The sequence below is a fragment of the Flavobacterium cupreum genome, from assembly GCF_003996965.1.
GTDB lineage: Bacteria > Bacteroidota > Bacteroidia > Flavobacteriales > Flavobacteriaceae > Flavobacterium > Flavobacterium cupreum.
Window position 1 is genome coordinate 247,197 of sequence record NZ_QWDM01000008.1, and the last position, 23,401, is coordinate 270,597.

Sequence of the window (23,401 nt, forward strand, 5' to 3'; positions counted from 1 at the left end):
AATTTTTGTAGGTTTTTTTTAACATTTCATTTTGTATTTAAAAATTTTGGTGTTACTTTTGCTAGTAATTAACTAAATTGTAATTAAAAAAAATTAAGTATGAAACATCTTAACAAACTTTTAGTTGCTGTAATGATGGTGATGGGGTTGTCCTCACACGCGCAAGACAGTAACAATCCATGGGCTATCTCTTTTGGAGTGAATGCCGTGGATACTAGGACTAGTGCAAGTCCAGAACATGTTGACTTTTTTCCGGCGCATTTCTCTCAGCCATTCGCTGTAAAAGATAACTGGAATATCCTTCCATCTTTATCTTACATTGGAGTGTCTAGATACGTAGGGTCAGGATTTTCTGTTGGTTTACAAGGGTCTGTGAATAAAATTGACAAATATGTTCGTTTTGCTCCAAATGCTGCAGGGCATGATGCAAGAGGAATGATTGTTGAAAATCCAGGTGATTTGATGTATTACGGAATTGATGCTACTATTAAGTACAGCTTCCAGGAATTAATCAAATCTAAAGTAATCGATCCTTCGTTATCTGTTGGTGGTGGTTATGTTTTCTTCGGAGACAGCAGCTACGGAACTGTTAACCCAGGTGCTGGTTTAACTTTCTGGTTTACTGATGCTATTGGTTTAGAGCTTGCTACTAAATACAAATGGTCAGTTAGTGGAGACAGAGAAGATGCTGCTGGTGTTCCAGACGCTCCATCTCATTTCCAACACACTGCAGGTCTTATCTTCAAATTTGGTGGTAAAGATACTGACGGTGATGGTATCTACGATAAAGATGATGCTTGTCCAGACGTTGCTGGTTTAAAACAATTCAACGGATGTCCTGATACAGACGGAGACGGAATCGTTGATGCTTCTGATGCTTGTCCAGATGTTTTTGGTTTAGCTGCATTAAACGGATGTCCTGATACTGACGGAGACGGAATTGCTGATAAAGATGATGCTTGTCCAGATGTTGCTGGTTTAGCTGCTTTAAAAGGTTGTCCAGATGCTGACGGTGACGGTGTTGCTGATAAAGATGACAAATGTCCTACAGTTGCTGGTCCAAAAGAAAACGGTGGTTGTCCTTTCTTAGACGCTGATAAAGATGGTGTTCTAGATAAAGATGATGATTGTCCTACAGTTGCAGGTCCTGCTTCTAACAGAGGATGTCCAGAAGTTACTTCTGAGGCTTTAGAAGACCTTAAAGTTCAAGCTAGAGCAATCTACTTCAACTCAGGTAAAGCTACTTTCAAAACAGGAGACAAAGAAACTCCAGCTAGATTAGATGCAATTAAAGAAATCCTTAAAAACTATCCAAACGCGAAATTCAGCATTGAAGGTCACACAGATAGCGATGGTTCTGATAAATTGAACCAAAAACTTTCTGAAGACAGAGCTGCTGCAGTTATGAACGCTTTGATCGAAAGAGGAGTAAATGTTGATAACTTAGTGTCTAAAGGTTTCGGTGAGTCTCAACCAGTTGCAAGTAACAAAACTGCTGCAGGTAAAGCACAAAACAGAAGAACTGAAATCAAACATATCGGTTCTAAATACGAAGGTAAATTGTAATTTACTTTCTAAATAAATTCTAAAAGCCATTCTTAATTGAATGGCTTTTTTTATTTTTATACAATGATAAATACTTCTTTTCTCGAAAAAATAGCCGCTGTTATAATTCAGGATTATTCCGGTAAACTTGCTGAAACAACTATTATTCTGCCAAATAAAAGAGCAAAGGTTTTTTTAATTGAAGCTTTAAAAAAAGAAACTACCCATACAATTCTTTCTCCCGATATCATTAGCATAGAAGATTTCGTGCAGGATGTCGCAGCCATTCGGTCTGTTGATTCCATTGAACTTTTGTTTGAATTCTATGAAGTATATCTTTCTGTTACAGAAAAACAAAACCAGCAGTCCTTCGAGTTATTTGCCAATTGGGCAAAAACTCTTCTTCAGGATTTTAATGAAATTGATCGTTACTTATTAGAGCCTTCTCATGTTTTGTCTTATCTGAATGATATCGAAGACATCAAAAAGTGGGGAATAGAAGTCGAAAATAAAACTAAGCTTCTGGAAAAATATATTGATTTCTGGAAACTTCTACCATTGTATTATGAGTCTTTATATAATCATTTGCTGCATAAAGGAATAGGATATCAGGGATTGATTTATCGGGAAGCAGTTAATAATCTAAATCATTTTTCAAATACAATTTCAGAGCGTCATTTTGTTTTTGCAGGTTTCAATGCATTAAATGCTGCTGAAGAAAAAATCGTGCAGCATCTTTTAGCTTTAGATCAGGCTAAAATTTATTGGGATGTCGATCAGACTTTTCTTAATGACCCTTATCACGACGCAGGACTTTTTGTCCGTCGCTTTAAAGAAAACTGGAAACACTATAAGTCGAATCCTTTTGAGTGGATTGTGGATGATTTTTCACAATCAAAAAATATTCAGGTCATCGGAACTCCAAAAACGATTGGTCAGGCTAAATTAGCCGGAAGTATTATCGAAAAAATAGTTGCTGAAAATCCCTTAACCTCCCTTGATAAGGTCGCGATTGTTTTAGGTGAAGAGAATCTTTTAATGCCCGTTTTGTATGCTTTACCTTCTTCGGTTGGGTCTTTGAATATTACTATGGGATATTCAGGTAAAAATAATCCATCGCAAATACTGATTGCGAAATTATTCAAAATGCATGCCAATGCGCTCTCCAGAAAAGGAGAAAGCTATGTTTTTTATTATAAGGATATATTGGATATTTTAACGCATCCTCTTGTGGAACCTTATGCTCATACTGGAAATCTGGTTAAGATTATAAAAGAGAATAATTATACTTTTATAACGCACAACAGATTGTTTGAACTGAATTCAAATGTATCGGATCTTTTTAAATTACTCTTTCAAAAATGGGAGAACGGATCGGTGGCGGTTCTCGAAAACATTTCGACACTTTTGCTGGTAATTAAAGACAATTTCAGTCATGATAATGAAGAAGAAAAAATTGCAAAAGCGTTTGTCTTTGCTATTTTTAAAGTAATCAATAAACTGATTAATTACTATTCCAAACATAAATATATTGACAATATTGATACCCTTTATGCGATTTACAAACAGGTAATTGATGTTGCCGAGGTTTCTTTTGAAGGTGAGCCTTTAAAAGGATTGCAGATTATGGGGGTTCTCGAAAGTCGTGTTCTGGATTTTGATACTGTAATTGTGACTTCCATGAATGAAGGAAAATTTCCTGCCGGGAAATCCCAAAATTCATTTATTCCTTATGACGTAAAAAAAGAATTGGGTCTGCCCACTTTTAAAGAGAAGGATGCTATCTATACGTATCACTTTTACCATTTGCTGCAAAGGGCAAAAAATATTTATCTGATTTACAATACTGAAAATGATGGTTTGGATGCCGGCGAACGCAGTCGTTTTATCACGCAGCTGGAAGTCGAAAAACAAGTAAAGCATAATCTTACTTTTGATATTTACAATCCTGTTTTGCCAACAACGGCCTACAAGCCGATGGTGATTCCGAAATCTGAAGCGGTGATGGAACGGTTAAAAGAAATTGCGGAGACCGGTTTTTCTCCGTCAGCTTTGACCAGTTATATCCGGAATCCCATTGAATTTTATTTTCAGAAAATCCTTCGGATCCGTGAAGTGGAGGAAGTCGAAGAAAATATTGCCCTGAATACACTGGGAACAATTATACATGAAACTTTAAAATCATTATACGATCCTTTTGTAGACAAATTTATTTCAGAAGCTGATATAAAAAATTGTTTTAAACTGCTTGATGATGAAGTTTTAAGGCAATTTAAAGTAGTTTATAAAGAAGGGGAAATAAAAAAAGGACGCAATCTTTTGGCTTTTGAAGTAGCCAAACGAAATGTTTCCAACTTCCTGAAAATGGAACTGGATTCGATTGTAAACGGAGATGCGGTTAAAATCATTGCTTTGGAAAAAACTTTTGCGCGGGAGTTTACGCATCCGTCTCTGCCATTTCCTGTTTTGATTAAGGGAAATGTGGACAGAATCGAACTGCGAAACGGAAAAGTAAGAATTATCGATTATAAGACCGGAAAAGTAGAGAAAACGAATGTAGTACTGAAATCCTGGAACGGGTTGACTCAGGAGCTTAAAAACGACAAAATTATTCAGGTGCTGGCCTATGCGTTTATGTTTGAGGAGAAAGCCGGAACTATTCCTGTGGAAGTTGGTATTATCTCCTTCAAAAATTTAAAGTCGGGATTTCTTCCGTTTGGATTTAAGGAGGACAGAGAACTGGATATTACGGTAACGAACGAAACTTTGCGCAGTTACCTGGAAGAAATAGCTTTGTTGCTAAAGGAAATTTTTGATGCTGCGATTCCATTCGAGGAAAAAATAAATTAGATGATTTGTCTTTTAAAAGACGATTTTATTTTCAGTTGAAAAGAAAGGATAAACAGTTTTTGGAAAAAAAGGCAGAATGACTATGTCCCAAACAAAATAATAAGCAGCTTTTCGGTAGTAGAGTGCGCTAACTTCAAATTAAAAAAAATGTTTTAAGACTTCAAAATTTGTTTGATCGGGATGGGTACTAAAGTACGTTCTTATTTGCTGTACCTTATTCTTTAAGTAAGTTGATTGTCGAAAAATTCAAACTTTACAGGCATAATCAGTACAAATCATAATTGTAAAAATGTAATCAAAATTTCAACCCGGTTGATTTTACCGGAAGATGGTAAGTTACATCCTGTAAGTAAAAAAGCGGAAATTGTTAGAGAACAATTTCCGCTTTTTTTGTAAGTAGTTTTTAGCTGAATATTTTTTTAAAGAAACCTTTCTTTTTCTGTTCCTCTGTTATCGTATTGTTTATGCTTCCGTTCTCAAAACGAAATCTTCTGAACTTCATCAGTTTTACATTCAGATCAAAGCGTAATTCGTCTACCGTTTTCATTTGGATAATTTTTTTGCAAATTTATGAAAAACTTCTCGTAAACCCTCTTACGGGAAAGGTTAATCATATCATTTGAATTTTATTGAACAGATTGTTGCAATTATAGTTATATTTCTTTTTTCTGTTAATTTTTTTTGCAGAATTTATTCTAAAAATAGTCAAAAATTAGTGGATAAATAAAAGTGGTTCAAGTGTTTACGAGAGCTGTTTTTTTAACAACTGTTTAGCGGACAATTGGGTTTATTGAAAATATCTTTGAAGATTCTTAATTTTTTTTACAATAGCGATATGATTGATTTAAATACACTGGTTGAGGAAACCGGAGCGGAATCCGGATTGGTTTTTAATATAGATGGAATTTTGGTAGAATCAGTTAATCTTGAATACGACGGGAATGTAGCGGCAATGATAGGGATGATATTAAAGATGTGTCTGGAAATGACGGAAGATGTGAATAACGGGGATTTGAAACAGGTAATGATTAAAAACAACGACGGTATCGTGGTGGCAAATAAGAATTCGGATGATAATTGTGTGGCACTGCTTTCTAAAGATATTAGTAAAATGGGACTTCTGTTACGCAGAATGGATACCGTTTTCAACAATTAATTAAATACAATTAAAACATGTCAGATTTTTTACAGAATTTTCAAAACGATTTAAAAGAGAATATTAACGGGTTTATTGCCGTTTCAGTAACTCAGGTTGAAACAGGAATGTCTTATTGCTCGCTTTCTTTAAATCCGGCTTTTGACCCGGAATTAGCATCCGCTTATAATTTAGAAGTTGTAAAAGCAAAATTAAACGCTATCAAAGCTTTAGGACTTGATCAAAAAATCAATGATATCTTAATTACACTAACAGATCAGATTCATATTATTGATGTTTCTGAAGATGGAAGTTATTTTATTTATCTGGCGGTTGATTCAACTAAAGCGAATCTTGGAATGACAAGAGCAACTTTGGCGAAATTCAAAAAAGATATTATCTCAAAACTATAATATAATATTTTGCCCCCAACAATGAGAAAAAGGCTGTTTCAAAATTTTTTGAACAGCCTTTTTTGCTTTTTGAAGGATCGATTTATTTAAAAAAGTCAGCCAGTACAATTTTCAGCTCTTCTTTATTTTCAATATGACTCATGTGTCCATCGTCAAAAGAGACAAGCTCTGCAGTTGTATCTTTTATTTGTGTAATGTTTTCTTCGTAGTTTAAAACCGGATCTTTTTTCCCTAAAACCAATAAAACCGGAAAAAGATTTTCGCGTAAAAGCGCTTCCCTGTCTTTTCTGATTTTCATTCCTTCCAGAGAAGCAACGATTCCCTGTAAAGGTGTTTGTAAGGCCTGAACTTTGGTTTCTTCAATTTCTGCGGCCAATCTTGTTCTGTTGTCTTCGCTAAACAAATTGGCTACAGCCAGGCTTACAAAGCTTACATAATTTTGTTTTACTGCTTTGATGGCGCGGGTTCTGTTTAGTTTTTTCTCTGCACTGTCTTCTTTAGAAGTCGAGTTTAATAAAACTAATTTCCTGATGCTGTCCGGATGCAATTCGGCCAGGGCCAGAGCAACATAACCTCCCATGGAATGTCCAGCAACGATGGCTTTTTCGATTTTCAGATGTTCTAAAACTTCATGTACAGCATTGGCATTATCCTCCATGGAATGCACATAGCCTAAAGAATCCGATTCCCCGTGACCCAGTAAGTCGATTGTGACCACACGATAGTTTTCAGAGAAAAGAGTAACATATTCCTGCCACATCTTTTTGTTTTCGAGAAAGCCGTGTAGCAATACAATTGCATTTCCCTGTCCGGAATCGGAATACGATATTTTGGTGTTTTTATATAAAATAGTTTTCAAAATGATAGTTTAAAGAATAAGCACAAAGATAGGAAAGCACGGACTTTATAAGAAATATATGTGCTTTTGAGTTAATATTTATTCTATAATGCTATTATTTTTTTTAGAATAGGGAAGTTCTGAACTAAAAATGGCTTCCGTTTCCGAAAACCATTTTATACCATTAAAACCGATTATCACCATCCAGAAGATTTCCCAATCCACCAAGAAGGCTTCCTTCATCACGGCTGTTTCCTCCGGATCTTGGTGCAGAAGCAATAATGCGGTCGGCTAATCTTGAGAAAGGCAATGATTGTATATAAACCGTTCCGGGACCTTTTAAAGTAGCATAAAATAAGCCTTCACCGCCAAAAATGGAATTCTTGATTCCGCCAATAAATTCAATATCGTAATCTACATCTTTGGTAAAACCAATGATGCATCCCGTATCTACTTTTAGAACTTCACCGTGTGCTAATTCTTTTTTAGCCATTGTTCCTCCGGAATGTACAAAAGCCATTCCGTCTCCCTCAATTTTTTGCATGATAAAGCCTTCACCGCCAAATAAGCCGCGGCCTAGTTTCTGAGAGAACTCTATCCCTACCGAAACACCTTTGGCAGCGCATAAAAAGGAACTTTTTTGACAGATAAACTTGCCCTGAAATTGCATTAAATCAATAGGGAGAATTTTCCCCGGATAGGGAGATGCAAAGGACACTTTGCTTTTTGTAGTGCCCTGGTTTAAAAATGCTGTCATAAACAAGCTTTCGCCGGTAAGAACTCTTTTTCCTGCATTCAAAAGTGTGCCAAACAAGCCTGATCCCTGTTGCTGTGAACCATCACCAAATATGGTTTCCATCTGGATATTGTTTTCCATCATCATAAAACTGCCGGCTTCGGCAATTACAATTTCCTGTGGATCCAGTTCTATTTCAACATATTGCATTTCTTCTCCAAAAATCTGATACTCTATTTCGTGTGCCTGCATGATTTCTAAATTTAGTTTTTAAAATAAGTCGAATGATGTTTTAGAACGTTACAGGTTTTCTTTTTATTTTCTTAAAAACTATTTTTAAATGAGAAAATTGAAGATGAAATTATGTTTTTAAAATACAAAAAGCTTTTCTTATTTTAAATTAGTCTTAATTACATGTTTAATTGGTTTAAATTCTATATTTTTGCAGCGTTATTAATTTTATCAAAATGGCATTAGTTAGCGATTTGACCACTAAAATATTATTTGAGACCGAAAAAGGATACAGTTATCAATGTGATTTGACTAATAGTATAATTATCAATTTTGTTGATACAGTATCAAGTTATAAAATTCATGATTTTTTGATTTTTCAAAGAAAGGTAAATAACGTTGACATTCTCAATATGCTTTATGACTTGTCTGATAAGTCAGATGCACAATTGATTGAAACTACTAAAAGAAATTTTTCAAGAAATCTTACGATCTGCGAAATAGTTCAGCTTCGCGAATTACTAAACGGAACTAAATTTACCCTCAACCTGCATTCTATGCTTTGCAATATTCTTAAAGTGGAGTTAATTTAATCTTTTACTTAGATTAAATCCAAATTTGCAGGTGTCTCCACCTGTTGTCTTTAATTTTTGTAACTTTACACGTATAAAAATTAAAGGTTATGAAAGATTTACTAAGAACAAGTACTTCATTAATTGAAGGAATAGAAAATATATTGAACTTACAGGCAAAAATAGAAAGTGATGCTTCCAATAAATATTTAGCGATGGCTGCATGGCTTGATCGAAATGGTTTTGATAATACAGCATCCTACATGTATAAGCAAGCCGAGGAAGAAAGAGAACATTTCCTTAAAGTTTTCAGATATATTACAGATATGGGAGGGATTGCAGTTACGCCATCTGTTCCCGAAGTGCAGCAGGAATTTGCTTCTTTCAGAGAGGTATTTGAAATCGCTTTGCAAAATGAAATCGCCGTTACTCAGGCCATTAACAAGGTAATCGCAAAATGCAGGGCAGAAAATGATTATGCTACAGAAGATTTTATGATGTGGTATGTTGCTGAGCAAAGAGAAGAGGAGAAAAATGCAAGAAGAGCTTTAGAGCTTTTTGAGTTGATTAACGAAAATGAAGCTACAGGCAAATTTGAATTAGATTTGCAGATATCGAAAATTGGATAATAACCAATTTATAAAATTTAAAAAGCCCTTAATATTCAATTATTAAGGGCTTTATTTATTTATTCATTCATCAGGCTCTCGATTTCATCTATTTCAATCGGAATGTTGCGCATCAGGTTGAAAGGTTCCCCTTTTTCCTGCACCACAACGTTGTCCTCCAAACGGATTCCGAATCCTTCTGCCGGAATATAGATTCCAGGTTCTACCGTGAAGACCATATTAGCTTTCATGGGTTCGTGAAGCAATCCGTAATCGTGCGTATCCAGTCCCATGTGGTGGGAAGTTCCGTGCATGAAATATTTTTTGTAGGCTGGCCAGTCCGGATTTTCGTTCTGAACATCGGCTTTGTCAATTAAGCCCAGACCCAGTAATTCTGAAGTCATGATTTTACCCACTTCAATATGGTATTGTTTCCAAAGCGTTCCAGGAGTCAGCATTTTGGTGGCTTCGTTTTTTACTTTCAAAACCGCATTGTAAACGGCTTTTTGTCTTTCTGAATATCTTCCTGAAACCGGAATTGTTCTCGTCATATCGCTCGAATAATTCGCGTATTCAGCAGCGACATCCAGTAAAATCAAATCTCCGGCTTTACATTGCTGATTGTTTTCGATATAATGCAAAACGTTGGCATTATTGCCCGAAGCAATAATTGGAGTGTACGCAAAACCTTTAGAACGGTTGCGGATGAATTCGTGAATCAGTTCGGCTTCGATTTCGTATTCGGTAACGTTTGGTTTTACAAACGACAATAATCTGCGGAAACCTTTTTCGGTAATATCGCACGCCTTCTGGATCAAATCGATTTCTTCGCTTTCTTTTACAGAACGGATGCGTTGTAAAATCGGGTTGCTTTTCGCTACATTATGTGCCGGATAACGTTCTTTCCACCATTTTATGAAACGGGCTTCACGGGTTTCTGTTTCCACAGTCGCACGGTAATGTTCGTTGGTGTTGATGTACATCGTATCGGCGTAAGTCATCATTTCGTTCAAAATTTTATGAAAATCCTGCAACCAATACACCGTTCTGATTCCTGAAACCTGAAAAGCACGTTCTTTACTTAGCTTTTCACCTTCCCAAACGGCAATATGATCGTTGGTTTCTTTCAGGAAAAGAATCTCTTTTTGGTTCTCATAAGGCGCGTCCGGAAACAAAAGCAAAATGCTTTCTTCCTGATCTACACCGCTCAGGTAAAAAATATCCCTGTGTTGTGCAAACGGCAAAGTACTGTCGGCACTAACGGGGTAAATGTCATTGGAATTGAAAACGGCAACACTGTTAGGTTTCATTTCTGCCGTGAATTTTCTGCGGTTTTTTACAAAAAGAGCGCTGTTTATTTGATGATATTTCATAATAATTTCGTTTTTGAACTTCGAATTTCAAAATTAGTGATTTTTGAAGAAGTGGCGTCTACTTGATTTATTAAAGTTTTCCTATTTGTTTTGAGGCTAATTTTAGGTTGCTGATTTAACCACAAATCGCAGGCAAAGATTAATTAAAAGCCGTAGCCAATGGTTTCAACCATTAGAGGGTAATAGATTTGTCGCAATATGAAACCCAAGGTTGAAACCTTGGGCTATAGTTGAAAACAGAAAGCATAAGATCTGTATGGATAAACCTTACAACAGTAATTATTGTCATTCTGAGGAATGAGGAATCTCCGCAAGTAACTCTACAAAGATTGATAAGTTTTGGGGCGTGTCCCTCTGGGTCGTCCCGATAGCTATCGGGATTCGGCTATATCTTTTATTCCGTTTCACTTCACAAAAGGATATCGCCTCTATCCCTCACGCGAACTTGGATTCAGAAGAAGTTCATTGTTTAAATAGAAAATATATTTTCCAATTGTGCTAATTTGTATATTGCTGTTTTAAAAAAGGTAATAAAATAAGATTATGATTAAAATAAAAAATACATTCTATTTGTTTCTATTTGTTTCGGTTTTTATTTCTTGTCTAGAGAAAAATAAAAAAAAAATTAAATACAAGACAGAGACAAAAGATGTGTTGTTTTTTGAGAATAGAGGTATAAAAAATGAACGAGCTAGAAAGATATTTGTTGCAGGATTGGAAGATGTAGAAATTGAAGATTTTGAATCTGCAAAAAAGAAATTTACTCAAGCTGATGAAATTGAAAATAAAAATCCAATAATTTTAAATGCAATTTCGCAATCCGAAATAAGATTGGGAAATGTGCAAAAATCAATTGAAATCTTATTAAGTATTCTTTTAATTGATAGTACGTATTTACCAACGTATGTTAATTTGGGGCAAAATTATATGCAAACTAAAGATTATGAAAAAGCTAAAGAAATTTTATTAAAGGGCGGGAAATTTGCAACTGATAAAGACTTAGATACTAAATCAGTTTTGCTGTTAAATTTATCTATAACATATAATAATCTGGGAGATTTTAAAACTGGATTAAAATACTCAAACGAAGTTATCAAAATATCACAAAATACAAAATTAACTGAGTTTGCTACTAAAATAAAAAAGGAAAGTGAAGAAAATTTAATGCGCAAGAATATCAATTAGTATATGCATTAATTCTTGATAACTTGGATTTTCAATCCGTTCCCGCAACAATAATAAAACCCATAAAAAAACCGAAGCAACCAAACTTCGGTTTTTTCAATAAATATATCTTTCGTATAAATTATTTTTTCTCACTCAATAACTTCTCCAAAAGAGCAACTTTCTCTTTTTCTGCTTCAACTAATCGTTCGTAAAGTTTTTCATTCTTATCAAAAGCTTCAAGCATTTTATCAAACGGATTAAAAGTGCAGCCATAACTAATAACAGAAGAACCATTGTTGTTGTCAATGTCGAAAGTGTTCCCAATAATATTAAAAACGGCATCTTCAGAAAAGTTTTTTATTACATCAGATGTTACTCCTAAAGCCTCGGCGATTGCTTTTAGTTTTTCATCATCAACATTTTCACTTCCTTCAATGCTCGAAACAGTTTGCTGGCTTACGCCAATCGCAATAGCAAGTGCTTCCTGCTTCATGTCGCGAAGCTCTCTGATTCGGCTTATGTTTCGCCCGATGTGTCTTGGTTTTGGTACTGTGCTCATAGTTCAAAGATATTTAAAATTCTTTTATATTTTTTGGTTTTGCTTAAAAAGGGATCTTTGTTTGTTGGGGAGATTTTGTAAATTGGTTTCTTAATTTTACAAAAATACAAGTTTTCTTACTATTTTTGATTTTGAATTTAAAATTGAGTAATCTTGATAAGGAGAATAAAAAATGAAAGAGCTTATAATCGAAAGTAAAGGAATAAAAACCAATCATTATTTTATACCACCATTTGAGTTAAGAAAGGGCGAATTGGTTACCATTTTTTTGCAAGGTGGAGCGCATTTTGATGACATGAAAGCGCAATTAACAGCTATTTTTACAGGAAAGGCACATCATGAAAATATAAAGATATTTAAGCCTTTAACTTTTGCGGAATCTTTTAAAGAATCAAAGTTTAGAAGGATATTTAATCCGACTTCTGTATTTGTATACTTAAAAAGGAATGCAAATCCAAAAGATATTGTGATTTCAAAAATTTTTGAAATTGATACTTTTTCCAAAAAAGACAAGATGAAAGATCTCGATACCAGTCAAAAGAAGAGACTTTCGTTATGTTTGGTTTTTTCCAAAACAAAAAATATAGTTTTTGACCTGAGAGGAGAAGGGCCTGTGGGAGCAAATAAAACAGTCGAGTTTGTGAAAGACGAGATTAAAAACGATGGCGCCGCAATTTTAATTGATTGGGCAGATGACATGAAAGATAATTGTTCAAAATTTATAGCGATTGAATGGTTGGCAGATTTTGAGGAATTAAAAAAGATTGTTAATGGAAGCATAAGTCTTTCCAAAATGTGTTAGCAAACTAGTTTCACTATTTACAAGATTATGCAATCAAAAATAAAAATCAGAAAAGTCGAAAAGCAGGATCTAGATTTTGTGTACAAGTCAATTTGTGAACTTGAAAATGAAGTTTTAGACTTCGAAGTTTTCAAGAAAATCTTCAATGAAAATATTGCTAACCCAATGAATGTTTATCTGATCGCTGAAAACGAAAAAGAAGGGGCAGGTTTTATTAGTTTTCATACGCAGCATCTTCTGCATCACTGTGGCTTGGTTGGTGAAATTCAGGAGTTTTTTATTGATCAAAAATATCGGGGTCAGGGCGTTGGACGTTTGCTAATTAATGAAATAAAAAATTTTGCAGAACAAAATAATTTGAAAAGCATAGAAGTAACCACCAACAGAAGAAGAGTGGAAAATGTACTGATTTATGAAAACCTTGGTTTTACTTTAAGCCATAATAAGTTTACGATTTATAAAGAATAAAAAACATCTATTTTTGACATTATGATAGACAGAGAAAAAATAATAGAAAACTATATTGCCGGTTACAATCAATTTGATATTGATAAAATGATGGCTGATTTTGATGATAAAATTGTTTTTGAGAATATTCAGAATGGCGAAGTAAACATGACTTTGTCAGGACTTAATGAATTTAGAAATCAGGCAGAGGAAGCGAAAAAGTACTTCTCGGAAAGAGAACAAACAATTACATTATTCAGCCATTCAGAAAACCAGAGCGAAATTGCTATTGATTACCGCGCTGTTCTGGCAATAGACTTTCCTAACGGATTGCAAAAAGGACAAGAATTGAATTTGAAAGGGAAATCTGTTTTTGAATTTTTGGATGATAAAATTGTTAGGTTAGCAGATATAAGTTAGTGGTTTAACCGCAAGGCACGCAAAGGTTTTTTATTTGTAGAATGTTTAAAAACGCAAGGTTCGCAAGGCTTTGTGTTCATTAAGATTACAAAAATTGGTGACTTTTGTGGTTAAATTTAAACGTAGAAGCCTGTCTTCCTGACTGAAGTCGAAGGACACAAAGTAATTCCGCAAACAAAGGCGACAATTTTTGTCGAGCTCCTTGCGTGTCCTTCGACTTCGCTCAGGAGGACAAACTTTGTGCTAAAAAGAAAACCGAAGCATTTGCTTCGGTTTTCTTTTTCTTGGAATTTGGACCCGAGCGATAGCGAACGGGCGAAGCAATTTCAAAAAATTGGAATTTCTTAATCAATCCATTTATAATATCTCGCCCCAATCAAATTAGGGATTTCTTTTTCGATTCGGTCTAAAACCCATTCGTTTTTAGGCGTTCGGATGCTTTGTTTTTGTTCTTTTTTGTGAAGGCTTTCGTAAGTTTTAAAATCAATTTCAACACTTTCTTCCAGATTTTCAAAAAGTTTGGTTTTGGCTAAAGCCGCTTGCCATTCGGGTTGAATGGTTCCTTCAAAAACTTTCGATTTCGATCCGCTTCCGTAAGCAAGGAATCCGAATTTTGTTCCTGCAACTTCTGTTTTTGTATCGTAATAATGGGCCAAAGTCGACAACAATCCCATGAAAATGGAACCGGTGTAAAGGTTTCCAATTAAAGACGAAGCCAGTTCGGCAGGCTGCAATTTTTCGGTTACAAACTTTTTATATTCATCAGATTTACCAACTTCCTTGATTTTAGCCTGGTAATCTGCCGGTTCGATATTTTCTGGAATGATTTTATCTTCATGGTCCAAAGCATAAATTTCAGACAACATTCTGCGTCCCTGAAACGAGTAGGGAAGGTGCATGATAATGCTGTTCCAGGAATTGTATAAAGTTTCGGTTGTGTTTTTTAGTTTTTTGAAAGAGAAGTAAGCAGATCTCGTACGATCCATATAACACTGATTCGAGTACTGACCGTCGAAAACCGGCTGGTCCTTATGAATTTCGATTTCGGCTTCTAAGTTATCAAACCACGGATCATTGTTTTCGTTTTGTGTAATGGCTTCTTTTGCGATAGTCCTGTAAGGTTTGAAAAAATCGAAAACCCCTTTGGTGCTGGTGGCCCAATTTTCATCAAAAACAATAATTCGTGGGTTCGAAGTTACTAACATGGCTAATGCTCCGGCGCCCTGTGTGTATTCTCCGGTGGAGTTTAAGTCGTATTTTGCAAAATCGGTCGTCACGACAATTGCTTTTTTGGCCGGGTTGAGTTTTACAAAATCAATACAATTTTGCAAAGCGTCAACGCCGCCAATGCAGGCAAACGTAAAATCGACAACGTCACATTCTGCCAGTGTATCCTCGCCAAATTTTTGTTCCATCAGGCTGATTAAGAAAGAGCTAATAGGTTTAGAACTGTCGATGACGCTTTCGGTTCCCACATAAATCCGGCTGATTTCGTTTAGGTTTATTTGATTCTCCGTAATTAGTCTGGTTAAAGCATTGGCTCCAAAAACAACCGCGTCCTGATGTACATCGGGTAAAGTCATCTTAATTAGTCCGAGACCTTTTTCTAATTTTTCAGGTTCAATATTTCTGGCGGCTGCCAAAGTTTTTATAGGTAGATGTATGTTGGCTACGTCAAAAGAAATAGCGTCAATTCCTGTTTTCATTCTGATTTTTTTTGAAGCCGATAAAGGTAAAATTATGCTGCTAAAATTCCCCTGTTTTCCATCAATAAAATTCAGGATGGCGTTACTTTTGAGGAAAACAATCTAAAAAGTGATAAAAAATAGCAATTTGGTAATTATATAAAAGTCAGGATTACGTTAAAATGGCCTGAGAAAAATGTCTATTTTATTGTTTTTAAATAATTTGCAATAAAGTCACGGAAAGCTCTTTAAAATCATTATAAATAACAACGAAATGGTTGTAGTTCATGTCTAATTGCTTTATTTTTGTCTAATTTTTAAAAACAAACTACTTAAAACACTTATGGCACAATCTGCACAGTTGAATGCTTCCATCTTAAAGAAAGTGGCTATGGCTCTTTCGGGAATATTCTTAATCACGTTTTTAGCGCTGCATGTTTCCTTAAATTTCATTTCTATTATTAGTGAAGATGTTTTTAACGAAGCTTCTCACTTTATGGGTTACAATCCGCTAATTCAATATGTAATGCAACCGGTTTTGGCAATTGGGGTAATTTTCCATTTCGTTATGGGATTTGTTCTTACTGCTCAGAACAGCGCGGCAAGACCAATTTCGTATGCAAAATACAACGGTGCTGCAAATGCATCATGGAGTTCCAGAAATATGATTATTTCCGGATTGGTAATTTTAGCTTTCTTAGGATTGCATTTTTATGACTTTTGGTTTCCGGAAGTGGCGTATAAATACGTAAACGGAACTGCGCCTGATGCAACAAGATATTATGGAGAGTTAGTGCATAAGTTTCATGATCCGATCCGAACAGGATTGTATTGTATTTCTTTTGTGTTATTAGGGTTTCACCTTTGGCACGGATTCGGTTCGTCTCTTCAGTCAATGGGGATGCACAACAAATATTCCAGGTTTTTAAGTAAAGTGGGTTACGGTTTTGCAGTTGTAGTACCGGCACTTTTCGTAATTATCGCATTATTTCATCATTTCAATAATTAATATAAATTATAATGGCATTAGATTCAAAAATTCCACACGGCCCAATATCGGACAAATGGACAGATTATAAAGATCATATTAATTTAGTAAACCCTGCAAACAAACGTAATCTAGATATTATCATTGTTGGTACAGGTTTGGCTGGAGGTTCAGCTGCGGCTACTTTGGCTGAGCAGGGATATAACGTAAAAGCTTTCTGCTTTCAGGATTCACCAAGACGTGCGCACTCTATTGCAGCACAAGGGGGAATCAATGCAGCAAAAAATTATAAAGGTGACGGTGACTCCGTTTACAGATTGTTCTACGATACTGTAAAAGGGGGTGACTACCGTGCACGTGAAGCAAACGTTCACCGTTTAGCTGAAGTTTCTGCTAATATTATTGACCAGTGTGTGGCTCAGGGAGTGCCATTGGCTCGTGAATATGGCGGATTATTAGATAACCGTTCTTTTGGAGGAACTTTGGTTTCCCGTACATTTTATGCACAAGGACAAACCGGACAACAATTATTGTTAGGAGCTTATTCTGCAATGAACCGTCAGATTGGTCGTGGAAAAGTAAAAATGTACAACCGTCACGAAATGTTAGACCTTGTTATCGTGAACGGAAAAGCGAGAGGTATTATTGCCCGTAACTTAGTTACAGGAGAAATCGAAAGACACTCTGCTCATGCCGTAGTTATTGGTTCAGGAGGATACGGAAACGTATTTTTCCTTTCTACAAATGCTATGGGAAGTAACGCAACAGCAGCCTGGAAAATTCACAAAAAAGGAGCGTTTTTCGCAAATCCTTGTTATACACAAATCCACCCAACCTGTATTCCGGTTTCAGGAGATCACCAGTCAAAACTGACTTTGATGTCTGAATCATTACGTAATGACGGTCGTATCTGGGTTCCTGCCAAACAAGAGGATGCTCAGGCAATTCGTGAAGGAAAGAAAAAAGCAACTGATTTATCGGAAGCCGAGAGAGATTATTTCTTAGAAAGAAGATATCCTGCTTTTGGTAACTTAGTACCTCGTGACGTAGCCTCCCGTGCTGCAAAAGAAAGATGTGATGCCGGTTTTGGAGTTAATAAAACGGGTGAGGCTGTTTACTTAGATTTTGCTGCAGCAATTAAACGTTACGGAACTGAAGAAGCTTTCGTAAAAGGTTTAGATGCTAATGACGCTGCTTTGGTAACGAAATTAGGAGCTGAAATCGTCAAAAGTAAATACGGAAACTTATTCCAGATGTATTACAAAATCGTTGATGAAGATCCTTATACAACGCCAATGATGATTTACCCTGCGGTTCACTACACTATGGGTGGAACCTGGGTTGATTATAACTTAATGACTACCATCCCGGGATGTTTCTCCATTGGAGAATCTAATTTCTCTGATCACGGAGCAAACAGACTTGGAGCTTCTGCCCTGATGCAAGGTTTGGCTGATGGATATTTTGTATTACCTTATACTATCGGTGATTATTTGGCTCCGGATATTAAAATGGGAGAAATTTCTACAGATTTACCGGAATTCTTGGAAGCAGAGAAAAATGTAAAAGATCAAATCGACAGATTTATCAATAATAAAGGAACTCATTCTGTAGATTATTTCCACAAGAAATTAGGAAAAATCATGTGGGATAAAGTAGGGATGGCCCGTAATGCTAAAGGTTTGACTGAAGCTATCGAAGAAATTGCCGCTTTACGTGAAGAGTTTTATAAAGATGTAAAAGTTCCTGGAAGCGCTAACGAATTTAATCAGGAATTAGAGAAAGCAACACGTGTTGCCGATTTCTTAGAGTTAGGAGAATTGTTCGCGAAAGATGCATTACACCGTAATGAGTCTTGTGGAGGTCACTTCCGTGAAGAATACCAGACAGAAGAAGGAGAAGCACTTCGTGATGATGAAAACTTTGCATATGTTGCAGCCTGGGAATATAAAGGAAAACCAAGTGATGCAGTATTACACAAAGAACCTCTGGTGTACGAAAATATTAAATTAGTTCAAAGAAGCTACAAATAGTATTTAAAGAAGTCTTGATACTTGCTTTAATACTTTAAACTTATACAAAATGAAACTTACATTAAAAATATGGCGTCAGAAAAACGCCCAGGATAAAGGAGGAATCGTTGATTACCCAATTGACGGAATCGAACCAGACATGTCTTTCCTTGAAATGCTTGACGTTCTTAACGAACAATTGATCAACAAAGGAGAAGAGCCGGTAGCATTTGATCACGATTGTCGTGAAGGAATCTGCGGAATGTGTTCTTTATTCATCAACGGTGAAGCACACGGACCAGACAGAGGAGTTACAACTTGTCAGTTACACATGCGTATGTTTAAAGATGGTGATACGATTTTTATCGAACCATTCAGAGCAAAAGCTTTCCCGGTAATTAAGGATTTAGTGGTTGACAGAAGTTCATTTGACAGAGTTCAGCACGCAGGAGGATTTATCTCTGTAAATACTTCAGGTAATACAATTGATGCCAATACAATTCCAATTAACAAGCACGATGCAGATAAATCTTTTGATGCTGCTGCCTGTATTGGTTGTGGTGCTTGTGTGGCAACTTGTAAAAACTCATCAGCCATGTTATTCGTTGCTGCAAAAGTATCGCAGTATGCTTTGTTACCACAAGGTAAAATAGAAGCAGTTGACCGTGTTTTAAACATGGTGCACCAAATGGATGCTGAAGGTTTTGGTAACTGTACCAATACCGGAGCTTGTGAGGTAGAATGCCCTAAAGGAATTTCTCTTGAAAATATCGCACGTATGAACCGTGAGTATTTGTCTGCAAGCTTAAAAGGATAAGTAGTACCATTTAGTTTTAAATAGAAAAAAGCATCGGCATTAGCTGATGCTTTTTTTATTTCAGACACTATCAGAATTGTTTATTTCATTATAAATGGTGATGCGCACTAAAAGCAATCGCTCTAAATTTGCCCCATTATAATTTATTATTTATGGCTCAGGATATTAGAGAATTAGTCAGTTTGCTTCTTATTTGCGTACTTGTTATTGCCGGACTTCAATGGTTTTTGTTGCGGTTTACACATTGGTCGGTTGCGATAGCGGCGACATGCTTTATAGCATTTGTTATTTCATTTTTATATGTCTCGCTGAAACATGCAGTCCCAAACGGAGGCAGCAATGGTCCGGATGCATCGGAATTTGTAGTACCCATGTTGGCCATGTTTATTTCTTTGCTGTGCGGACTTTTTATAGTGGCCCGTTTGTCACATAATTATCTTCCTCAGAAAACATTCATTTTCTTGTTGGCCGCTATTGCTGTCTTTGCTGCAGGGCGTTATGTTTATCAATATGTAGAAAATGTTACATTTTGCCAGAAGATTTTCACTAAGAGTGTAATAGAAGTGATAAAGGAACCGGGTCAGGAATCTTTAGTTCGTGAAATTAGTTTTCAAAACACGTCTAATGGAATCACTGTCAATGTCGATCCTGATGCAGAAAAACAGACCGATCTTTTTATTCCTAGATCTGCCAATAAAATAATTTTTCATGGTTTTTCTACTAGAACAGACCGCATGTTTTCCCAGGATTTTCCTTTTGATTATAGTTTATGTAAAGAATCCGAAGGAAAGCGAATGGGTTTTTGTTTTTGGCTTCGTTTAAAAGTTACGTTACCCATAAAAATAGTGCTTCATTCTGGGGGTAATGCCAGTTTGTATATTGATAACCGATTGGTGAAAGATTATCAATTGAGTGATTCGGATTTATCTGTAAGGGCAAAACAACAGGAACAACAGTACTAACCCATTAAATAATTTCAAAATGAAAAAAATAGCACAAGCCCTCGTTTTTATAGTACTAATCATCAGTTTTTCTTATTGTTCTAAAGAGGAAAATGCCACGGAAGAAACAGTAAAGGAAAGCATTAATAAAAAATGGATTGTAGAAAATTCAACAGAATTCAAATCGATTGAGTTTGACAGTAACGGAAATTATATTATTGTAAAAAATGCAAGTAATACAATTTCAAAAAATGCGAAAAAAGCAGAAGAGATTTTCGTCACAGGTACTTATGATATTTTAGATACGGATATTTTATTGCTTTCAAACTTTGGATCTATGAAATTCGACGATAGTGATCCGGCGAATGTAAAATTTTCGATCAAATACGAAGGTTCTGATACGTACACTTACGAGCTGAAAGTAACGAAGGCCGCTGAATTTACAAGTACCCTTAAAACGGATTTGTTATGTGATAATACCTGGAAATTCACCAAAAAAGCACCTATTAAAGACACTGTTAATTTGATAAACTTTTCAAAAGCAGGAACCTGTTTTACAAATTTTAGTATTACTTCTCAAAATGCAGGGCACTACATAGAATTCGGAAAATGGAAATGGTTCGATAATACGGAAACAAAAATCGTAATTACTCAAATAAAAAGCCCGGAGTGGATGCTGGATAAGGATGGAGAAGCTGAGTTCGAAATAACCGGGATCAGTAAGGTAAAGCTTGAATTGAAAGAAGTTTTTAAAGACGTAGCGTACACTATTGCTTTTGACACCATTAATGCAGGTAAAAAATAGAAATAAAAGGAGAATTAAATTAATAACAAAAACGCATTCCGTTAAGAATGCGTTTTTTTGTCTGTTATTCGTAATACAATTGCGAAGCCTTTATTTCCTGTTTTTCTTTTCCTTCCTGTTGTATAAAACAACTTAAAGTCGTACCGCCAATCTGATCGAAATAACTGATGTTGAATTTATGAAAGCCTTTTTCGAGTTTTACGACTCCATACGCTTCATTGAGCCAGTGTATTCCGTCGTTGTTCACTACTAACTCCTGGTCAATAAAGAGCTTCGATCCGTCGTCTGAAAGTGTCGAAATGGTGTAATTTGCCGTTTCCGGAACATAGAGGTATCCTTCGAATTTTAAGCCGATATATCGCTCTGTTTTCGATTTCCATTTTTCACTGCTTACGGCCCCTTCAAAAATTCCGGAATTAACGGGTTTTGTTCCTTCTAAATCCAGTACCTGCTGAAAAAAAGTTCCGGTATAATAGTCATATTTTAAACCTTGCTTAGTTGGTTTTATAGCTAGAGCCGCCTTTATATCCGGATTCCTTACCAGTATTTTATTGATGGAACTTCTTCTTCCGCCTTCGGTAATCTGAACGGTTTTGATAATTCGGTATTCTCCTTTCGGAATGTTAATAGTGACTGGCCCGGTATAAAGTTCAGCGGTTTCGTCCGGATTGTAACCATCGATCGTATAGAAAATCTGTCCGTTTTTGAGAGTTGGTTTCAGGTCCAGCACGTATTTTGAAGCAATTAAAGCCGTTTCATTCGCTCCAAACGGGGTTGGAACTTTATACAGTACTTTTTGGGCTTCCAGTTTTTCCAGTTGATATGGTATTCGGTTCAGGACAAAATTGTTGTAATTTTTGTTTTGAGGCTGCGTCCAGGCAATTTCTGCCAGGGCAAATACTCTTGGATAAAGCTGATAATTCAATTTAGCCGGACTGGTCAAATATTCCGACCAAAGATTGGACTGCACGCCCATAATATATTTTTGCTCATCAACCGTAAGGCTGTCAACGGGAGTTGGATTGTAATTATAAATTTTATCCACTGTGATTAATCTTCCAACGGTTAAAGGTTCATTTGGCGAATAGCCCTGATTGTAATCCAGGTATAAAACCTGTTCGGGATTCATGATTACAAAATGTTTCTGTTTCGCTGCACTGATTCCCCCGGCTTCCCCGCGCCATGACATTACTGCTGCGTTTGGGGCCAGTCCTCCCTCAAGCATTTCGTCCCAGCCCAGAATCTGTCTTCCGTTGGCATTTAGGAACTTTTCGATTCGGGTTGTTAAGTAGCTTTGTAATTGATGTTCGTCTTTTAAACCTAACTCTTTGATTCTTTTTTGGCAATTCGGACAAGCTTTCCATCTTGTTTTGGGGCATTCGTCTCCGCCAATATGGATGTATTTACTCGGAAACAAAGCAATAACCTCCGTTAAAACATCTTCCAGAAAAGTAAAAGTCTCTTCCTTTCCGGCGCAAAAAATATCTTCAAAGACACCCCAGGATTCCACAACCTTATACGGACGATCCGGAAAAAAGGATAAATTTGGGTAAGCGGTAACCGCTGCAGTGGCATGACCGGGCATTTCGATTTCGGGAATGATGTTTACGTAATGTGCCTCGGCAAATTTCACAACTTCCTTAATTTCTTCCTGAGTATAGTAACCATCGTACGGATTTCCATCAAAAAAATAGGGGAATCTTTCGAATTTATTGCCAACTAAAGTCTGTGCCCTTTTAGATCCGACTTCGGTTAATTTCGGGTATTTTTTGATCTCAATTCTCCAGCCCTGATCGTCTGTTAAATGCCAATGGAAATTATTTAATTTATAGCTAGACATTTGTGCGATAAAATTTTTTATAACATCGACGGTAAAAAAGTGACGGCAAACGTCCAGGTGTAATCCACGGTAAGCGTATCGTGGCGCGTCTTCAACGGTTATACAGGGCAATTTTATTTCCTGATTTTGTGGTTTATTTGGCAGCAGCTGCAGTAAACTTTGCACAGCATAAAATAATCCTTCTTCAGTACCTGTTACAATGATTTTTTTGGAAGTAATATTTATTTTATAAGCTTCTTTTTTTGAGGAGGCCAAGGGGTTTTTAGCAATAAACAACACTTCGACAGTACCTTTTTTTGAGGGTAGATTTCCATTAACGGCAACTTCAAAAATTTGGGCTGTTCTGAGTTCTGCTGCACTAAATTTATTATTCTCAAAAACAACTTTTATCTTTCCGTTTAAACGAATACTGTCGCCCGTAGCCTTATAGGAATTCGGAGCCGGAATTATAGTAGTATTGTCCAGAACAGATTGTGCATTTCCGATGGAATACCAAAAGAGTAAAAAAAAGATAAGACTGTTTTTCATGGTTTATTTTCTGGTTGGTTACAAACAAATGTAAGGTTTACGATTATTTTCTGCAAAAAATATGCAAAACGAAACTGGGTTTAAATGTC

At 36.0% G+C, this 23,401-nt stretch carries 22 protein-coding genes; 15 read left to right on the forward strand and 7 right to left on the reverse strand.

Translation table 11 applies throughout. The annotated features are described in order from the left end of the window. The first annotated feature begins 99 nt into the window (after window positions 1-99). Both D0817_RS14345 and D0817_RS14350 read left to right on the forward strand, forming a co-directional pair. A complete protein-coding gene (locus tag D0817_RS14345; protein WP_127339067.1) occupies window positions 100-1,566 on the forward strand; it encodes an OmpA family protein in 1,467 nt (488 codons plus the stop codon). A 63-nt stretch (window positions 1,567-1,629) separates the two neighbouring features. Then, window positions 1,630-4,395 (forward strand): PD-(D/E)XK nuclease family protein, encoded by a 2,766-nt coding sequence (locus tag D0817_RS14350; RefSeq protein ID WP_127339068.1) that lies wholly within the window; start codon window positions 1,630-1,632, stop codon window positions 4,393-4,395. A gap of 403 nt (window positions 4,396-4,798) precedes the next feature. Here D0817_RS14350 and D0817_RS25685 read toward each other — a convergent pair whose 3' ends face one another. After that, on the reverse strand, window positions 4,799-4,942 hold the full coding sequence (locus D0817_RS25685; protein WP_158286340.1) for a hypothetical protein: 144 nt from the start codon (window positions 4,940-4,942) through the stop codon (window positions 4,799-4,801). 288 nt (window positions 4,943-5,230) lie between these two features. On the opposite strand from D0817_RS25685, the gene D0817_RS14355 reads away from it, so the two are divergent. Next, window positions 5,231-5,551, forward strand: a complete 321-nt coding sequence (locus tag D0817_RS14355; RefSeq protein WP_127339069.1) for a roadblock/LC7 domain-containing protein — start codon at window positions 5,231-5,233, stop codon at window positions 5,549-5,551. 17 nt (window positions 5,552-5,568) lie between these two features. Beyond that, window positions 5,569-5,943, forward strand: a complete 375-nt coding sequence (locus tag D0817_RS14360) for a hypothetical protein (protein WP_127339070.1) — start codon at window positions 5,569-5,571, stop codon at window positions 5,941-5,943. Window positions 5,944-6,025: 82 nt separating this feature from the next. Here D0817_RS14360 and D0817_RS14365 read toward each other — a convergent pair whose 3' ends face one another. After that, a complete protein-coding gene (locus D0817_RS14365) occupies window positions 6,026-6,802 on the reverse strand; it encodes an alpha/beta fold hydrolase (RefSeq protein ID WP_127339071.1) in 777 nt (258 codons plus the stop codon). A gap of 163 nt (window positions 6,803-6,965) precedes the next feature. Further along, entirely contained in the window at window positions 6,966-7,769 is an 804-nt protein-coding gene (locus D0817_RS14370) for a TIGR00266 family protein (RefSeq protein WP_127339072.1), read from the reverse strand. 215 nt (window positions 7,770-7,984) lie between these two features. Between D0817_RS14370 and D0817_RS14375 the strand changes: the two genes are divergently transcribed. Both D0817_RS14375 and D0817_RS14380 read left to right on the forward strand, forming a co-directional pair. Continuing rightward, window positions 7,985-8,341: a hypothetical protein gene (locus D0817_RS14375; RefSeq protein ID WP_127339073.1), complete on the forward strand. Its 357-nt coding sequence runs from the start codon at window positions 7,985-7,987 to the stop codon at window positions 8,339-8,341. 89 nt (window positions 8,342-8,430) lie between these two features. After that, window positions 8,431-8,949, forward strand: a complete 519-nt coding sequence (locus D0817_RS14380) for a ferritin (RefSeq protein ID WP_127339074.1) — start codon at window positions 8,431-8,433, stop codon at window positions 8,947-8,949. Window positions 8,950-9,008: 59 nt separating this feature from the next. On the opposite strand, the gene D0817_RS14385 is transcribed toward D0817_RS14380, so the two are convergent. After that, the gene (locus tag D0817_RS14385; protein ID WP_127339075.1) at window positions 9,009-10,301 is read right to left on the reverse strand and encodes an aminopeptidase P family protein; all 1,293 of its coding nucleotides are present in this window, start codon (window positions 10,299-10,301) and stop codon (window positions 9,009-9,011) included. A 543-nt stretch (window positions 10,302-10,844) separates the two neighbouring features. Here D0817_RS14385 and D0817_RS14390 point away from each other — a divergent pair. Beyond that, complete coding sequence (locus D0817_RS14390; protein WP_127339076.1) at window positions 10,845-11,486, forward strand: tetratricopeptide repeat protein; 642 nt, start codon at window positions 10,845-10,847, stop codon at window positions 11,484-11,486. Between the two features lie 121 nt (window positions 11,487-11,607). On the opposite strand, the gene D0817_RS14395 is transcribed toward D0817_RS14390, so the two are convergent. Continuing rightward, complete coding sequence (locus tag D0817_RS14395; protein ID WP_127339077.1) at window positions 11,608-12,027, reverse strand: helix-turn-helix domain-containing protein; 420 nt, start codon at window positions 12,025-12,027, stop codon at window positions 11,608-11,610. Window positions 12,028-12,199: 172 nt separating this feature from the next. Here D0817_RS14395 and D0817_RS14400 point away from each other — a divergent pair, with 172 nt between their 5' ends. The 3 genes from D0817_RS14400 to D0817_RS14410 are packed head-to-tail and all read left to right on the forward strand — an operon-like array spanning window position 12,200 to window position 13,696. Beyond that, on the forward strand, window positions 12,200-12,829 hold the full coding sequence (locus D0817_RS14400) for a hypothetical protein (RefSeq protein ID WP_127339078.1): 630 nt from the start codon (window positions 12,200-12,202) through the stop codon (window positions 12,827-12,829). Between the two features lie 27 nt (window positions 12,830-12,856). Next, the gene (locus tag D0817_RS14405) at window positions 12,857-13,297 is read left to right on the forward strand and encodes a GNAT family N-acetyltransferase (protein ID WP_127339079.1); all 441 of its coding nucleotides are present in this window, start codon (window positions 12,857-12,859) and stop codon (window positions 13,295-13,297) included. A 21-nt stretch (window positions 13,298-13,318) separates the two neighbouring features. After that, entirely contained in the window at window positions 13,319-13,696 is a 378-nt protein-coding gene (locus tag D0817_RS14410; RefSeq protein WP_127339080.1) for a nuclear transport factor 2 family protein, read from the forward strand. Between the two features lie 344 nt (window positions 13,697-14,040). Here D0817_RS14410 and D0817_RS14415 read toward each other — a convergent pair whose 3' ends face one another. Next, entirely contained in the window at window positions 14,041-15,402 is a 1,362-nt protein-coding gene (locus D0817_RS14415) for a hydroxymethylglutaryl-CoA synthase family protein (RefSeq protein WP_127339081.1), read from the reverse strand. Between the two features lie 322 nt (window positions 15,403-15,724). On the opposite strand from D0817_RS14415, the gene D0817_RS14420 reads away from it, so the two are divergent. The 5 genes from D0817_RS14420 (at window position 15,725) to D0817_RS14440 (ending at window position 20,944) form a co-directional block, all read left to right on the forward strand. Then, window positions 15,725-16,390 (forward strand): succinate dehydrogenase cytochrome b subunit, encoded by a 666-nt coding sequence (locus D0817_RS14420; protein WP_127339082.1) that lies wholly within the window; start codon window positions 15,725-15,727, stop codon window positions 16,388-16,390. 11 nt (window positions 16,391-16,401) lie between these two features. After that, on the forward strand, window positions 16,402-18,402 hold the full coding sequence (locus tag D0817_RS14425) for a fumarate reductase/succinate dehydrogenase flavoprotein subunit (RefSeq protein WP_127339083.1): 2,001 nt from the start codon (window positions 16,402-16,404) through the stop codon (window positions 18,400-18,402). A 49-nt stretch (window positions 18,403-18,451) separates the two neighbouring features. Continuing rightward, the gene (locus tag D0817_RS14430) at window positions 18,452-19,198 is read left to right on the forward strand and encodes a succinate dehydrogenase/fumarate reductase iron-sulfur subunit (RefSeq protein ID WP_127339084.1); all 747 of its coding nucleotides are present in this window, start codon (window positions 18,452-18,454) and stop codon (window positions 19,196-19,198) included. A 152-nt stretch (window positions 19,199-19,350) separates the two neighbouring features. Next, window positions 19,351-20,160, forward strand: a complete 810-nt coding sequence (locus D0817_RS14435; protein ID WP_127339085.1) for a hypothetical protein — start codon at window positions 19,351-19,353, stop codon at window positions 20,158-20,160. 19 nt (window positions 20,161-20,179) lie between these two features. Further along, on the forward strand, window positions 20,180-20,944 hold the full coding sequence (locus D0817_RS14440) for a hypothetical protein (protein ID WP_127339086.1): 765 nt from the start codon (window positions 20,180-20,182) through the stop codon (window positions 20,942-20,944). 64 nt (window positions 20,945-21,008) lie between these two features. Here D0817_RS14440 and D0817_RS14445 read toward each other — a convergent pair whose 3' ends face one another. Beyond that, complete coding sequence (locus D0817_RS14445) at window positions 21,009-23,312, reverse strand: family 20 glycosylhydrolase (protein WP_127339087.1); 2,304 nt, start codon at window positions 23,310-23,312, stop codon at window positions 21,009-21,011. Window positions 23,313-23,401: the final 89 nt, after the last annotated feature.

Coding starts and splice junctions, on each gene's coding strand:
- D0817_RS14345 (WP_127339067.1), top strand. CDS start 100: ATGAAACATCTTAACAAACTTTTAGTTGCTGTAATGATGGTGATGGGG.
- D0817_RS14350 (WP_127339068.1), top strand. CDS start 1,630: ATGATAAATACTTCTTTTCTCGAAAAAATAGCCGCTGTTATAATTCAG.
- D0817_RS25685 (WP_158286340.1), bottom strand. CDS start 4,942: ATGAAAACGGTAGACGAATTACGCTTTGATCTGAATGTAAAACTGATG.
- D0817_RS14355 (WP_127339069.1), top strand. CDS start 5,231: ATGATTGATTTAAATACACTGGTTGAGGAAACCGGAGCGGAATCCGGA.
- D0817_RS14360 (WP_127339070.1), top strand. CDS start 5,569: ATGTCAGATTTTTTACAGAATTTTCAAAACGATTTAAAAGAGAATATT.
- D0817_RS14370 (WP_127339072.1), bottom strand. CDS start 7,769: ATGCAGGCACACGAAATAGAGTATCAGATTTTTGGAGAAGAAATGCAA.
- D0817_RS14375 (WP_127339073.1), top strand. CDS start 7,985: ATGGCATTAGTTAGCGATTTGACCACTAAAATATTATTTGAGACCGAA.
- D0817_RS14380 (WP_127339074.1), top strand. CDS start 8,431: ATGAAAGATTTACTAAGAACAAGTACTTCATTAATTGAAGGAATAGAA.
- D0817_RS14385 (WP_127339075.1), bottom strand. CDS start 10,301: ATGAAATATCATCAAATAAACAGCGCTCTTTTTGTAAAAAACCGCAGA.
- D0817_RS14390 (WP_127339076.1), top strand. CDS start 10,845: ATGATTAAAATAAAAAATACATTCTATTTGTTTCTATTTGTTTCGGTT.
- D0817_RS14395 (WP_127339077.1), bottom strand. CDS start 12,027: ATGAGCACAGTACCAAAACCAAGACACATCGGGCGAAACATAAGCCGA.
- D0817_RS14400 (WP_127339078.1), top strand. CDS start 12,200: ATGAAAGAGCTTATAATCGAAAGTAAAGGAATAAAAACCAATCATTAT.
- D0817_RS14405 (WP_127339079.1), top strand. CDS start 12,857: ATGCAATCAAAAATAAAAATCAGAAAAGTCGAAAAGCAGGATCTAGAT.
- D0817_RS14410 (WP_127339080.1), top strand. CDS start 13,319: ATGATAGACAGAGAAAAAATAATAGAAAACTATATTGCCGGTTACAAT.
- D0817_RS14415 (WP_127339081.1), bottom strand. CDS start 15,402: ATGAAAACAGGAATTGACGCTATTTCTTTTGACGTAGCCAACATACAT.
- D0817_RS14420 (WP_127339082.1), top strand. CDS start 15,725: ATGGCACAATCTGCACAGTTGAATGCTTCCATCTTAAAGAAAGTGGCT.
- D0817_RS14425 (WP_127339083.1), top strand. CDS start 16,402: ATGGCATTAGATTCAAAAATTCCACACGGCCCAATATCGGACAAATGG.
- D0817_RS14430 (WP_127339084.1), top strand. CDS start 18,452: ATGAAACTTACATTAAAAATATGGCGTCAGAAAAACGCCCAGGATAAA.
- D0817_RS14435 (WP_127339085.1), top strand. CDS start 19,351: ATGGCTCAGGATATTAGAGAATTAGTCAGTTTGCTTCTTATTTGCGTA.
- D0817_RS14440 (WP_127339086.1), top strand. CDS start 20,180: ATGAAAAAAATAGCACAAGCCCTCGTTTTTATAGTACTAATCATCAGT.
- D0817_RS14445 (WP_127339087.1), bottom strand. CDS start 23,312: ATGAAAAACAGTCTTATCTTTTTTTTACTCTTTTGGTATTCCATCGGA.